The organism is Oligoflexus sp. (assembly GCF_035638955.1).
Lineage (GTDB): Bacteria > Bdellovibrionota_B > Oligoflexia > Oligoflexales > Oligoflexaceae > Oligoflexus.
The window spans coordinates 65,397-80,251 of the sequence record NZ_DASQYZ010000013.1 but is presented as its reverse complement, the minus strand read 5'-3'; the positions used below and the strand labels follow the sequence as shown (position 1 = coordinate 80,251).

General features: G+C 52.3%; 10 protein-coding genes. 5 read left to right on the top strand and 5 right to left on the bottom strand.

Translation table 11 applies throughout. The features are described 5' to 3' along the window. The first annotated feature begins 49 nt into the window (after positions 1–49). Together VE954_RS01075 and VE954_RS01070 are read left to right on the top strand one after the other, a co-directional pair. Positions 50–2,032, top strand: coding sequence for a helicase-related protein (locus tag VE954_RS01075; RefSeq protein WP_324948747.1), 1,983 nt, complete (start codon positions 50–52; stop codon positions 2,030–2,032). Positions 2,033–2,251: 219 nt separating this feature from the next. Further along, the gene (locus tag VE954_RS01070) at positions 2,252–4,846 is read left to right on the top strand and encodes a sensor histidine kinase (protein ID WP_324948745.1); all 2,595 of its coding nucleotides are present in this window, start codon (positions 2,252–2,254) and stop codon (positions 4,844–4,846) included. On the opposite strand, the gene VE954_RS01065 is transcribed toward VE954_RS01070, so the two are convergent. Continuing rightward, a complete protein-coding gene (locus VE954_RS01065; protein ID WP_324948744.1) occupies positions 4,776–5,528 on the bottom strand; it encodes a hypothetical protein in 753 nt (250 codons plus the stop codon). The genes VE954_RS01070 and VE954_RS01065 overlap by 71 nt on opposite strands. Positions 5,529–5,645: 117 nt before the next feature. On the opposite strand from VE954_RS01065, the gene VE954_RS01060 reads away from it, so the two are divergent. Beyond that, entirely contained in the window at positions 5,646–6,863 is a 1,218-nt protein-coding gene (locus tag VE954_RS01060) for a patatin-like phospholipase family protein (protein ID WP_324948742.1), read from the top strand. Positions 6,864–6,937: 74 nt separating this feature from the next. Then, positions 6,938–8,086, top strand: coding sequence for a hypothetical protein (locus tag VE954_RS01055; RefSeq protein WP_324948740.1), 1,149 nt, complete (start codon positions 6,938–6,940; stop codon positions 8,084–8,086). Between the two features lie 9 nt (positions 8,087–8,095). Here VE954_RS01055 and VE954_RS01050 read toward each other — a convergent pair whose 3' ends face one another. The 3 genes from VE954_RS01050 to VE954_RS01040 all read right to left on the bottom strand — a co-directional run bounded on the left by VE954_RS01050 (position 8,096) and on the right by VE954_RS01040 (position 11,647). Next, on the bottom strand, positions 8,096–9,823 hold the full coding sequence (locus tag VE954_RS01050; RefSeq protein ID WP_324948738.1) for an ATP-binding protein: 1,728 nt from the start codon (positions 9,821–9,823) through the stop codon (positions 8,096–8,098). Positions 9,824–9,914: 91 nt separating this feature from the next. After that, positions 9,915–11,093 (bottom strand): glycoside hydrolase 5 family protein, encoded by a 1,179-nt coding sequence (locus VE954_RS01045; protein WP_324948736.1) that lies wholly within the window; start codon positions 11,091–11,093, stop codon positions 9,915–9,917. A gap of 146 nt (positions 11,094–11,239) precedes the next feature. Beyond that, entirely contained in the window at positions 11,240–11,647 is a 408-nt protein-coding gene (locus VE954_RS01040; protein ID WP_324948733.1) for a response regulator, read from the bottom strand. Positions 11,648–12,119: 472 nt separating this feature from the next. Between VE954_RS01040 and VE954_RS01035 the strand changes: the two genes are divergently transcribed. Continuing rightward, on the top strand, positions 12,120–12,812 hold the full coding sequence (locus VE954_RS01035) for a response regulator transcription factor (protein WP_324948731.1): 693 nt from the start codon (positions 12,120–12,122) through the stop codon (positions 12,810–12,812). Here VE954_RS01035 and VE954_RS01030 read toward each other — a convergent pair. After that, positions 12,795–14,708, bottom strand: coding sequence for a 7TM diverse intracellular signaling domain-containing protein (locus tag VE954_RS01030; protein ID WP_324948729.1), 1,914 nt, complete (start codon positions 14,706–14,708; stop codon positions 12,795–12,797). The two genes, VE954_RS01035 and VE954_RS01030, sit on opposite strands and share 18 nt — an antisense overlap. Between the last annotated feature and the right edge of the window lie 147 nt (positions 14,709–14,855).

Below are 14,855 nucleotides of genomic sequence, written 5' to 3'. Positions count from 1 at the left end.
CTTATATATACGGTGTTGACCTACCGATTGATTACCTCTTGGAAACTGAATGTCGTTAACTACAGAAAAAAGAATAGAACTCACGGAAAAATTAAGGACCACCTTTGTTCAGCACGGGCGGGAAGCGCGTATCGAACATGTCCCTTTCTTTTTCGATCTGACTCCTGACGAGCAGGATGCCGTCAAAAAAATCCTGAAAAAATTCCGATCCGGCTCGCATACTCCGGAAACACTGCTGGAAGAATATCATCGCTGGAAGGACGGAGCGGGCGTGCCCAAAGTCCAGCCTGTCCAACCGACCCAAAAGACCTTTATTAAAAGCGTCAATAAAGCGGCCAACCAGTCGCTAAAACAGGCGCATAAGCAGACCGATAAGGATCAGTTCAAAGCTGAGAAAAAAGACAGGAAGGCCGCGCAAAAACGTCAGAAGAATGCGCTCGAGATCGCTTTGATTGCCGCACTGCGCGAAAATCGGGAGTTCTCGGATTACAAGGACGTGTTTTTCGCCGCGCGCGGGAAGAAGCGCAAGCTGATCGCGTTCCTTGGACCCACCAATAGCGGCAAAACTCATGCGGCCATGGAAGCGATTCGAACTGCCCACTCCGGTGTGTATCTCGGACCTCTGCGTCTGATGGCCTTGGAGAACTACGATCGTTTGCGGGAAAAAGGCGTCAAAGCCGGCCTCCTGACCGGTGAAGAACGCGTGGATCTGGAAGAGGCCACGCACGTCTGCCAGACGATCGAGACCGCGGATTTCAATCAGAACTACGAAGTGGCTGTGATCGATGAGATCCAGCTTTTGACCGATAAGGATCGCGGTGGTTACTGGCTCAACGCGGTGATTGGTATCGCCGCGGATGTCGTGTACCTCTGTGGGGCCCCGATCGTGGAAAATATTCTGCGTGACCTTGCGGAACTGACCGGTGATGAAATTGAGGTGATCTACACCGAAAGGATGTCGCCTCTGGTCTTTGCCGAGCACAAGGAAGACCCTAAGAAAATGCCGGAATCCGGCACGGCCTTTATCTGCTTTTCCCGCAAGAATGTGCTCCTGTGGAAGGATATGCTGGAAGGTGCGGGAGCGAATGTTTCCGTGGTTTACGGCGCGCTTTCGCCTGAAGTGCGGAAGGAGCAGTCGCGGCGCTTCCGTGATGGGGAAACCGACTATCTCGTGGCCACCGATGCTGTGGGCATGGGTCTCAACCTGCCGATTCATAAAATTCTGTTCACCGAAACCGAGAAATTTGATGGCGAAGGCTTTCGCCGTCTGGCACCTCAGGAAGTCAAACAGATTGGTGGACGTGCCGGACGCTATGGAATCGCTTCGGAAGCCGGTATTATTACCAGCTATGATCAGAAGGACCTGCATTTCCTCAAGCAACGCTATTCGGCGCCTGAGCCGGAAGTGGGTTTGACCCATGTGCACATGAAGCCGACCGCGGCGCACATTCGTAAAATATGTGAAAGCTTCAACAACCACAGTCTGGACTTCGCCCTGCGGAAGTTTCAAAAAATCGGTCACGAGATATTTTCGGTCGATATTTCCGAAGAAACGCTGCTGGTGGCTGAAAAAATGGACCGAATTTTTGGTACTGAGGCCTCGTCTTTGAGCGTGCGCTGGTTCTTTGGCATCGCTCCGGCTGACACCAAGAATGAGGACGCTTTTTCGTACTTTCTGGATCTGGCCGTAGGCTACAAAAAAGTTCTCAGCAAAGAAAAGACCACTGTGCCTCTGCAAATTTATGAAGATCCCGACGCCCGTTTGGAGTATGCCGAGGCTCAACGTAAAAATCTGACCGTCTATCTTTGGTTTGCCAACAAGAAGCCGGAGATTTTCGAAGAGAAAGAAAAAGCTCAGGAATTGGCGGCCTTCTACGATGGGCTGATCAACAAACTCCTGGCCGGCAACAAACGAGTCCAGAAGAAAAAAACCATGGGCTTGCCCCTTTCCTTCTGCACGGAATGCAAGGCAATGATGCCCCCATTCACCCAATTCTCGGTCTGCCGTGACTGCCACGCCAATCGCCGGTAATTGATCTGCAACCGGATCAGGGCCTGGGCCCTGACCGGATACGTCCGCCCATTTCCCACCCGAGCGTCCCCCTTTGCAGCGTTCTCATACACTGGAGTATCTGTGCAGGACGGAATCGCACCCTTGTCGGTAAAAAAAAAATTGGTGCAAGCAAAGGGAGTGGCCGGTGGGGGATGCTGAGTGCTACTGTGCAAAGCAGATCAAGCAGGGCTCAGGGCGATGCATAATTGGGTTAAGACGTTCAAAATACTTGCTTACCTTGCTTGCCTAGGTGTGGCTGTCCTTTGTATGACAGCCCTGGCAGGTTTGGCCTACGGCATCCCCGAACTGCGGCAGTGGTTTTCAGAAGGCCCACCGATGCGGGCTAATACCGCCATTGGTCTTCTGTGTGGTGCACTTGGTTTTATCCTGCGCACCTACCCATGGCCGCGACCCCTACGAGGGCTTTTGAACGGCAGCGGCGGCCTGCTGTCGTTGATTCCTCTGTTTATTGGTGTTGTAACCCTTGTGCATTATGGTCTCTCACTCCAATCCGGGTTTGATACTCTTATCTTTCAGGATCCGCTGGTCACAGGAGCCTATCCCGGTCGACCGTCTCCAGAAACAGCCCTTAACCTTTTTGTGCTCGGCAACGCCTTGCTCCTTATGAATCGGCCCAGTGTCTGGTCGCAGCGGATCACGAAAGCCTTGGCCCTTTTCCTTTTGGGCTTGCCCCTGATCACTCTGATCAGTTCATTTTTTGGAGCGAGTAATCTTTACACCATACTGCCTCAGACCCAACATGCTGTGGGCACGGCGACCAACACGGCCGTGGCTATGGTCCTCCTATCGTTTGCGCTGTTTTTTCGCCGACCGGACGAGGGCATGGCAGCGATCTTCGTGAGCCCGACCATGGGCGGACTCATCGCCCGTCGCCAGCTGATGACCCTGATCGTTCTGCCCTTCCTGGTCGTGATTCTGGTTCAGATTGAATACCTTTTCGGCAAGAACGATCGCCCCGTCTCCCAGGCCTTGGCCCTGATCCTTGCCTTTGGCAGTTTGGTCGCCTTCAACTGGTTTACAGCGCGCCGACTGGATCGGATGGATCGGCAGAAGCAAAGGGACGAACAACGCCTGCGCGAGCAGGAAAGACTCCTGGCTGGGGTCCTGGACACGGTTCCAGTTGGGATCTGGATCACCGATATAACTGGCCATATTGTACGCGGCAACCAGGCCGGCATCAAAATCTGGGGCGGCGAACGTTATGTGGACATACCCGAATATGGCCAATACAAGGGTTGGTGGGTTCATAATGGGCAAAGGATCGAGGCCCATGATTGGGCCCTGGCCCGGGCTCTGCAAAAGGGCGAAACTTCGGTTGATGAAACCATTAAGATCGAAACTTTCGACGGCGCGCACAAGGTGATTTTGAATTCGGCGATGCCTCTGCGTAATGATCAGGGTCACATCACGGGTGCCCTGGTCACGAATTACGATATATCCCGCCGCTTCCGCTTGGAACAGCATCAGGCCCTGGTCGCTCATGCTGGTGAGGAGTTACTGACTTTGCGGGACCTGGACACGACATTTTCCCACCTGGCTCAGCTGACCATGAAATCGCTCTGCGATTGCAGTATGATTTTTCTTCTCGATGATGAAAACCGGCCCAAACTTGTCAGCCAGGCCCACCGCGAGACGCCGCGCGCGCAGAAGATGGCCGCCATGCTCAAACGCTATGAGCCCAAATCCGCTGCGACCATGGGTATTATGGGAGTTATTGAACGTGGCCGTTCGATCCTTGTCAAGAATGTGAAAGAAAACACCATCGATGACCTGAGCCAGGATACGCAGAACGCGGCTGACCTTCGTGAGGTGCTGCAATCCTATATGATTGTCCCAATGACCGTGGAACGAAAGGTCATCGGAGCGATCGGCTTTGCGTCCTGCGAACCGGGGCATGTGCTCGATGATATTGATCTGGCCGCTGCGGAAGAACTGTGTCGCCTCTCGGCCCTGGCCATAGAAAATGCCCGTTATGCCGAGAGATTAAAACAAGCCATCCAGGCTCGCGAGGACGTTGTGGCTATTGTTTCCCATGATCTGCGCAGCCCCTTGTCCGTGATCCTGCAAAGCTGCGATCTCATGGTGAGCCGGCTGGAGTCGAGCCCTGAAACCTCGGCGTCGTTATTGAAACTGGCCCATCTCGCCAGGTCTGCAGGCAAACGCATGTATGAATTAATCTCGGACCTCTTGGACCTGGCCCATTTGGAGTCAGGTCATTTCGTTCTCAAAAATGAAGAATTCGAATGCGTGGGCTTTATCCAGGAAATAGTCGAATTATTAACGCCGATCGCCCTGCAAAAAAAAGTGCGCCTCACGGCAGCTCTGCCGGCTGAATTACCATCGCTTTATGCCGATCGCACCCGCTTTACGCAAATACTCAACAATCTGATCACCAATGCCTTGAAGCATACGCCGGCAGGGGGCTTGGTGGACGTGGGTGCTTACGTGCGTGACGACGGCTGGCTGGAGGTGACGGTGAACGATAATGGGAGCGGTATTAAAAAAGAATATTTACCGCTTCTGTTCGAACGCTATTGGAAGCCCCACGAATCAGAAGGTGGTTTCGGGCTTGGTCTGTTTGTCGTCAAAGGCATTGTCGAAGCTCATGGCGGACGCATTGAAGTCACGAGCGAAGAGAACAAAGGAACTTCATTTGCCTTTACCCTGCCGACCATTTTAGTTGTGACAGGTTATGGGCACTCTAGCGTTTCAGATGGGCACGAAGGCTATCATAAAGAATATTCAGCGGCTCCGCCCCATGAGTTCGTTTGATCAACGCTCCAACCAGGATTTGCAGGGATTTTTGCAGAGCCAAGGGATCAGGCTGCATATCCGTGATCATCCGCGGTGCCACCCCTTCCTCGTCCAGAACCCGACCCGTCTGAATGCGACCATCCATCAAACGCACTTCCTGATACACCTTGTTCTCACGCTGCGTAAGCAGAGCCTTGTGCAGTTTTCCATCATGCCAGTCGATATAGAGATCCACCGGACCGTCGCCACGCAGAGCCAAAGTATATTTTTTTTGAAAGCTGTCGCTCAGCAGAATCGTCTCCACCCGATCGAGCGTGGCGCCGCAGCGCATATCTTCCAGAAAGGACCGCAGAAAAACCAGGACAACCTCGTTATCGTGGATGAATTGAAAACCAATTTTATCAGGGCTCTCGTGCACTTTTTTGGCTTTGATCGGACAGGAGCGCTGAAACAGGTAAAGGAAGCCTGAAATTTCGGGATCTGAAAACTCGGGCAGGGACAGTCCAGTTTTGAGAAGCGCAAAGCCCCCATAGCTGATATCGCGGAGCTTCGGGAACTGCTCGATAGGGAATTCCAGCCGGATAAAATCGAAGTCTTCCAGGTTATAGCGCGGATGGATACGGGCATCAGCTACGTCGGCGGCGGTGCCCGAGGTCGCTGCTTCCGTCAAACCCAGCATTTTCTTCAGTTTATCCAACATGGTCCTCATCCTCCAAGGCCTTCCCGAAAGCTTATCAAAACGAAGCAGGAACGTCCAAAATAGAGGTTTGACGCCAGATTTTGATGACAAACCTTTTCGCCTGACGACGAATACGTTATGATGGGGACGAATGGTTGGCTAACAAGGAGGTGGGCCATCTCTTCCCTGCGTGAGAATCGTCTGGCCCTGGTCATGTCTGGAGGCGGTGCCCGAGGCGCCTACCAGGCCGGAGTTGTGAAAGCTCTGGCCGAAATCTGCATTGAAGTGGGAAGGCCTGATGCATTCAGTGTGATCACCGGCGTGAGCGCTGGTGCCATCAATGCCACCTTTCTTGCGGCGCGGCATGATAATTTTTTAAAATCCTCGAAAAAACTCACGGACCTTTGGTGCAATCTGAATATCAATCAGGTTTTTCGCACCGATCTTCGTTCGTTTGGTAACATCGGCTGGAACTGGGCCGCGGACATCATTACAAGCGGCGCCATCGGGACCAAGCGGGCCAACTATTTGCTCGATACCACCCCCCTCTTCAAATATCTGACCGATCATATCGACTTCGCCAATATCAAAAACAATCTGAAGTCAGGTCTGATCGATGCGTTGTCGTTATCCGCCACCGACTACGCGACCTCCACCAACATAACCTTCGTCAACAGCATCAAGCCCTATACGGACTGGAATCGCACACGACGCATCAGCCAGCCCTCGGACATTACCTTGAACCATGTGTGTGCATCAGCAGCCATTCCGCTATTTTTTGCGCCGGTGGCCATCGGCGAACGTTATTTCGGTGACGGGTGTTTGCGCAATACCGCACCGCTGAGTCCCGCGATTCATCTGCATGCGGAAAACATCCTGGTCGTGGGCGTTCAGCATACGCCTCAGGGTGAGACGCCGGTGCCCGTTACGAATGCGGTGCCCAGCATTGCCCGCATCTTAAGCGTTCTCCTGAATTCGGTCTTGCTTGATGGTGTGGCGATCGACGTCGAACGGCTGCGCCGCATCAATCATACGATGAGCCTGGTCCCCGAGGCGGATCGGCAAAAATCGCAGTTACGCTTGATCAACTGCCTCCATATCAGCCCGACGGAAGATATCAGCGCCATTGCCTATCAGGAATATGAACGCCTGCCGCGATCCATTCGCTACCTGGTCGGGGGGCTGGGATCCAAGGACGACGCCGGCAACTTGGTGAGCTATCTGCTCTTCGTTCCCAGTTACTGCGAACGTTTGACCGATCTTGGTTATCGTGATGCTCAGGCTCGACGGCCCGAAATCGCTGATTTTATCAGGAATGCGCTCAGCTCCTCCCTTTCCCCTGAGGGCCTCGATTAAAGGCCAACTTGAAGCCTTGGCCCGCCCCCGCCTTGATGCTATAACCAGCCGGTTTCCAGAACGGGAGTCTGCTGGTGGATCGCACAGAATTCATCTTTGAAGCCGAAGTCACCCATGTGTCCAACCAGGGCTATGGTGTGATCAAAGGGCCTGATCGCGTCACCTATTTTGCCCGTGGCACCTGGCGCGGGGATTACGGTCGCTTTCAGGTCGCGGATGCTTGGGATGGCGACTATCAATTCGTGGAGGTCCTCGCGATCCTGAGACCGTCCATCGATCGACGGGAAGCGCCCTGCCCCCACCTCGGCCCAGGCACGGATCAGTGTTTTGGCTGTCCCTGGATGATGGTGGATGATCAGGCCCAGCTGCGCGAAAAACAACATCGGGTGGTCTACGCTTTGGAACGTGTGGGTTTGCAGGCTCTGCCCGTCGCCACGATATGGCCTTCGCCCACTGCCTTTCATTATCGCCGAAGGGCCCAGTTTAAAACCAATGGCGAGAGTCTGGGCTATGCCGGCCGCCAAGGTCTTGCCATCGCTCCGATTGTCCATTGCCTGGTCCTGACCGATGCCATGCAGAAGCAGCTGCAAGCGTTACGGGCGCGTCTGCCGGAAACCAGCTGGAAACCTGGCCCGGGACATATTTGGAACTACCTGGACATCGATGAAGACACCGACCCGCAGCAATTGAGCATCAATCGTCGACGTCCGTTTCAACAGGCCAATGCTGAGCAAAATAAAGCCATGCGGGGCTGGCTCGCGGAACAGCTGGCGTCTCATCATCGAGCCGATCCCATCCTCGAACTTTTTGCGGGTTCAGGCAATTTCACCGAAGTCCTGGTTGAACAAGGTTTTTCTCAAATCACCGCGCTTGAAGTCGGAGCCGATGCGATCGAGCAGTTGCAAAAGAAAGCCTGGCCAGGTGTGGAAGCCAAACGCATGGACCTTTACGGCAAACACGCCGCTTACGATGTGGCCCGTGCGGCGCAGGATGCGCGCGTCTTGATTGCCAATCCGCCCCGAGCAGGACTCGGGACCATGTGGCGAACGATCCCGTCTCTGCCGTCCTTGCAAACAGTGATTCTTATATCGTGCGATCCGCATTCCTTTGCGGGTGATGCGCGGCGATTGATCCAGCTCGGTTTCACCGCGTCCCGGATTCAGCCTCTCGATCAGATGCCGCACACGCCGCATGTGGAAGTCCTGGCCCGCTTCGATCGATGATGGGCCTACTCAAGCCGACTGTAAATTCTCATGCGCCTGAGGCAGGGTCAGCACGAATCGCGTGTGGGGACATTGCAAATCCACTTCCAAATCCCCACCATGGGCTTGAGCGATGCCGCGGGAAATGCTGAGTCCAAGGCCTGTTCCGTGCCCAACACTCTTGGTCGTAAAAAAAGGTTTCATGATCTTTTCGGCCAGATCCTTGGGAATACCGGGCCCCGAATCCGTGACCGCAATCCGTATCCAGGCGCCCTCGACATAAGCCTCGAGACGGATCCATTTTTCCGGCAGCTCACGAATCGCATCGATGGAATTGTTGATCAGATTGATCAGGACCTGGGAAATTTGCACGCCTCGGCAGACGCAGCAAAGGTCCACGGGAACAGGACTGGCATCCAGATATATATTCTCGTTCTTGAGTTTGGACTCACAAAGGCCGAGGGTTTCATCCACAATGACCCGAATGTTGGTATTCACAAACGGATCGAGATTACCATCGCGAACCACATACCGCAGGCTGCGAATGATGCGCCCGATCCGATCGGCCGTTTTTAGAATCAGGGCCGCTGTGTGTTTTAATTCCTCCCGGTTGAGTTCTTCGCGCCGTAAACGAATCTGCAGCGTTTGCGCAGCACCTTGAACGATAGCCAGAGGATTGTTGATTTCATGAGCAATGCTGCCCGCCATTTCCCCAAGTGAAGCCATTTTTTCCGTGTAGAGAGCGCTTTCCCGCTGCCGCTGCAGCGACTGCTGGAAATGGCGAATCGTAAAGTAACCCAGAGCCAGAATGAGCAGATATACCAGCGTGGCCAGCACGATCACGCGCTGGATTCTATGATAACCAACCAGAACTTCATCTGGATGGCTGATCATCACCAGCGTCCAGCCGACGCTATGCATGGGCGTGGACTGTATAAGCATATTCTCCAGCCCGGCCATGGCATCCGCCAGACGCACATCCAATATACTATCTATGGCTTGTTCAGGATGCAGGCGTTTGGCCTGAGCCAACAGCTCAGTCGGCCGCGAGTGGCCGATAATGTGCCCCGATTTGGCAACCACGATGATGGTGTCCGAGGGTTTGGTCTTGAGGTTGCGCAGAATATCCTGGATTTGAGGCACGACAATATCGACTGAGATGACCCCTTTTTTTTGACCAGTTTTCAGGTCATAAAAAGGCTTTAGCAAGGAAATGTAGGCCACGTCCTGTTCCCTATAGGGACTGGTCACAATAGTTTTTTCATCGATGGCTATTCCAGACTGATACCAAAATTTTTTGTGGTAGTCGTAGTCCGGGGTACTCCATTCATAAGTGATGATGCGTGAAGACTGGGGATCCTTACGATAGGCATAAGGCCCAAAATGCTTCAGCTGGGGATCGAAGGCAAAGGGCTCCCACCAAATGCCGATACCATAAATAAAATAACGGGGGGCACTTTCTAAAAAGTAATCCAGATATTGCTCGATTTGTTTTTTATCGCCCCCTTGATAGCGCTCGACAAAGACCTGAAGTGCGGCAGCCAGCTGGGTGGCAATACTGGAATAGCTCTGGACCTGGATTTCGACTTCACGGGATTTTTCTTTCTGATAATCACGCGCTTCAAAAAGGCCCGCTCGATAAGTTGAAATGTTAAACGTCACAGCCCAGACAAGACCAAGGACGGCCAGTGCCCAACTTGTAAACGTTACGTGAAAATATGTGCGATCTTTTTTTGTTTTCGCCTGGGTTGTTGCCATAACCGTCCCTGGCTCCGAAAGGGGCGGAACCCTGCGGGGTCTGCCCGCGGAGTTCATAAAACCTTTTCAAATGGGAAGTGGCAAGTAAAGTTTATAGCGAAGGCGGGGGCATCAGCTGGATAGGAGAGTCCTGCCGAGGGCTTAAGCTCATGGGAAGCTGATCCGGGGTGCGGGAACTTTTGCGCCGCTGACCCTGAGCGAATTTTTCGATCACGGCCACGGTCGAAGCGCTTTCCGGATAATATACTGTAAAACCATCATAGTCGGGATAAAGGGACCCATCGTCCTGGTGCCCGGATAGTAGCCAGAAATTGGCCCCATCCAGGTTGAGTCGGGCAAACTCCGCATACCAGCTTTCGTACTTGCCGTCCCGTGTGCCTCGATCACGCCGCCCCATTTCTCCACAGAAAATGGGTTTTTCGAGCTTTTCCCGTGCGCTCTGGGTTTGCCACTGAATATAATGGATCGCTCGGGCATCATCATAACCCCAGTCTTCCGGATAAAGATGAAAGGAGGCGATATCGATATGGGGTGAAGCATGCGTCAGGACAAAATCGGTGGCCTCCTCACCCTCTGAACCCGTCGTGACCAGGTGATTGGAATCGATGCTTTTGATATAGGCAGCCATCTCATCAATCCATGCATAAAGCTCATGCGCCCGCGAACGATCGATGCGGGGCTCGTTGGCCAACTCCCACATCAGAATGGTCGGGTCGTCCTTATACCTCAGACCGCTGATGGAATTCGTGCGATACAAAATATAATTGACGTAATCTCGATAAATAGCTTTGGTCTCGGGATCCGAATAAAAATCATCATGCGTTCGGGCCGTGGGTGACCAGCGAATATAGGCATTCATACCACCAAACGCATCCCAATTGTTCACGAATGTCAGAATCAACCGGATGCCCAGCTGCCCGGCTTTATGAACGGCATAGTCAAGGTTACGAAAGGTTGCTTCATCATAAACGCGAGGCTGTGGTTGAAAGCAGTAGCCTTCGTTCCACTGACCGTCGCAGAATGCCCAGGTCCGCATGACCGTCAATCCCATGCGCGAGGCATCCTCCAATACTTCATCGATCATCGCGCGTGACTTATAAAATAGGTAGTACTGATTGGCTCCGGCGAAATAAAAGCTCTGCCCATCCACTGTGAGCCGTGACCCATCACGTCGAACAAATCCGGTCTGGGGCGTCGACGCCTGCACGATGTCGGAACCGAACACCCACAAGAAAAATAGGGCACAACAAGCCTGAGCGGCCTTGAGCATGAGCTGGCCTTCCCTCATAATGTTTTATCGATAATTTTAACTATGGCTTTTTTTGGCGGAAGGGGGCAAGCAAGAACTGCGCATCGAGCGGTAAGAATTTTTGAACACAAGGATTGCTGATCAACTTTTCACCAGATGGATCAAGCTCAGCTCGAGAGCCCAAGGGCACCCCGAGCCACCTGCAGGATGGTCTCCATGCGGAAGGGTTTGGCCAGAGTTTGATAGCCGCGCTCACGAATAATGCGCACGAGGTCATCGCCCTGAGAACGATCTTCAATCCTGCCCGAGATGAAAATCATCTGGGGCATCAATAACCCACGCGCTCGACCGATGGCCGTGATCTCATCAATCATTTGCAGCCCATTGAAATCAGGCATGAGGATGTCGGAAAAAACCAAACGAGGATATTCACAGGCGGTCATCGTCGACAGTTCGTTCAAGAGAATACGCGGTGATGTATAGACTCGACTGCTAATGCCAGGAATTTCACTAAGGAAAGCAGCGATAATTTCCACCGTGCCCTCGTCATCGTCAATCACTACGACTCGACTCATCTTAGACCCGCCCCTCTTCACGTTCGGCCCTTTTCGATCACTCCGGGAAGTATACTTGAGCCCCCGGGTCCCCTCCTAGCTTTTGCCAATTCGAACCCATTCGAAAATTTTTTTTGCTGTATTGTGGATCATACACCAAAACAGCAAATCCTTTTCCCTTAACGATTTCACGAGATACCATTTTCCTCCACTACAGCTTGAAGTGAACGTGTGAGAAAATAGTTTAAGTATTTGTGCTGCACTTTAATTTGAATCTGTATATTATAATTTTTGCGGATTTCCGTAACTGTTAAAAAGTCAATGAAATGACATAATTCACACACGCATAGTCATGATCGGCAAACCAGACGCTCAACCTCATTTCCACTGGAATGTGTGCTTGGCAAAACTCTGGTTTGCTCTTTCTTTAAGGGATTTGAGAACAGAAAACTTCTTTACCCTGTTGGCATCAATCTGAATCGTGGAGCATACTATGACCCTACTCAAAGATCCCGTAGTCGTCAAAATTATAGAAGACGACGAACTGGTGCAGAGCGCCCTAAGTGAAATATTGAAACAACAGGGATTTCATGTTGAATCATTCACTTCGGTCGCTGACTTCCAACAAAACGACGTTCCTCGGGACCGGACCATTTATCTCGTTGATGTGCGCCTCGGTGTGCACAACGGCATGGATGTTGTCGATTCCATTCTGCGCCGCAACCCCTTGGAAGTTGTGATTGTCACGACATCCTTCGGCGGTTTCGAAAACGGTGCGGAAGCCATCAAGCATGGTGCTTTTGATGTGTTGGAAAAACCCTTCACTAACGATACTTTTCTGCGTAAAATTGAAATGGCCACCCTGGAACTTCACAAGCGCGTCAAGGATCAGAAAAACTTCAGCTTGTACGAAGAGACGATGAACAAGCTCAGTTTTGGCGAGAAGAAGGTTTTCGAATACCTGCTCAAGGGCACCGCGAACAAAGTGATTGCTTCCGAACTGAATGTCAGTCTGCGTACGATCGAACTGCGTCGGGCCAAGCTTTTGAAATCATTCGGCGTCGGGTCGTTGGCCGAGTTGGTGAGTCTGCACTGTATGGTGGCGAAAGCTGCGCCACCTTATATGCAGCAGCAGGGAGGCGGCCCTGATTTTTTTCAGGAATCACCCTTAAAGGGCGTGATGTAACGGCAAAGAAACGGTGATACGGAGGCCCTGCTCCTGTCCTGATTCAGTGACAGTGGACGGGCCGATGTTCAGCTCCCCGTTTAACAGCTCGGAACACATTTGCAGGATGCTGAGCCCGAAGCTTCCTGCCCCTGTCAGCTGCTCATTAAATCCCTGGCCAACATTCAGCGTAAAGATCTCCACGCGCTTTTCCTTCGAAATACCCGGCCCCGTGTCGACCAGATCGAAGATCAGGCGGCGGTTGACCAATCGTAGCTGCATTTGAATCAGGCCACTCCTGGGGGTGAATTTGATCGAATTGGAGAGGATGTTGCCTATGATGTTGTGCACCAGAATAGTGGCGTCCGTGTGAATGACCAGGTCATCGCGGACTTCGTTCACAACCTCCAGGCGGATGTCACGATCGTGGCAAAGCGGCTGAAAGACCTGCAGAACCTCACGGATGATCTCGGACACGGGCACCGGTTGAATCTGCACTTTTTGACCCAGCTGCATCTGTCTTACAGCTTCCTTGGCATGCCTGATAATCCGCGTCTGCATGGTAATGGCTTCAAGGGCCTTCTCCAGTTCCTTGTGCGGCAGCTTCTGGCCCTTCACCTTGGTCAGAGCCATATTGCAATAAAGAGAGATGGCCTGGAGCGGGTTGGCAATATCATGCGAAATAATTTTGAGCAGAAGATTCAGACGCTCATTGATGCTGTGATTGCGATGACTTTTCAGCATCTCTGTGTACGCTCGACGCGACCTTATAAACATCGCATAGCTGATGAAGATGATCTGCATCACGTGACCAACCGCGGGAGCATAGAAGGCACTCGGACTGATCGGAACAATGTTCATTTGCGACAGGCGTACATAGACCACGCTGATTGCAATGAACAGAAATGAGCTCGTATAAAGCCATGCCAGCTCCTTGCCACGCAGCATGGCGTTCACGCCGGCCCAACAGGCTAACGAGACAAACAACATGGTATTCAGACTATGCAGGACGAACCCTTGATAGCTCGTGCTGGGAATCAAACGCAGGGCCATGGTAAAAACCGCGATACAGGGCACGGCCATGAAGATTTTGTCCAGATAGGGTGAAAGGCGACGCGTGTCCAGCAAGGGGCGCATAAAGAATGTTCCCGTCACCAGGGTCAGCATCCCCCCGACATAGGATAGATATTTCTGCGTTTCCCACATGGAAAACATGCGAACCCAAATTCCATAATAGGACATCGCAATCGTCATGATGCTGGCGCAATAGGCAGAATACCAAAGGAAGGTCCTATCCCGATAAGCCGCAGCTTGCATAAGGTTATACAGAACCGCAAGAAACATGATGCCCAGGAATAGCCCGACAAAGAATGTACTCAAAACCTCCCAATTGTTGAACTGCTGCCGCGTCGCGATTTGAAAATTTTGGTTCAGCTGCTCATACCCGGTCTGAATCTTAATATAGACGATGGTGGATGTAGCCTTGGGAAAGTGGAAGGTGGCATAGCTGCTGCGACCGATAATCATATCACCGGTTTCGAAATCATCCCGCCGATAGCTTCTATGCTCCACAAACGCACCATTCCGATAAAAATAGAAATCGAAGTGCGGCGCGGAAAAATTGTTAGGCAGATAAATGATGCGCTCGAAATCTTCTGCAGTGGAATTCTGAATCTCAAAGCGCAACCAAATGATTTGAAAGGCACCACCTAATTTGTCGCCATGGGATATGGCCTCACCGGGGCTCTCCCCAATACGAGTCAGAATTTCCTCATCAGTGCCGGCCTCGCTGGGAAAGACTTCGACCGAGGGAACAGGCTGCCGGGACATGGTAGCGTTCAGACTCATCGCCGCAGCATCAGGCAGCCTCGCTGCTCCAAGTAAGGCGAGGACTATCAGAACCAATCTGAGGGTCATGCAGTTTCCAAATTGTAAATTTTCGAAAGAATTCAGAGACAGTGGTATTGGTAACCTGTTTTTCGTGAAGTGAAAAGGGTTGGACGTAAAGTCTTTTGTAAGGGCTCTGGTCGTTTGACCTTTTGCTGCAAAATTGCGGTGATCCGC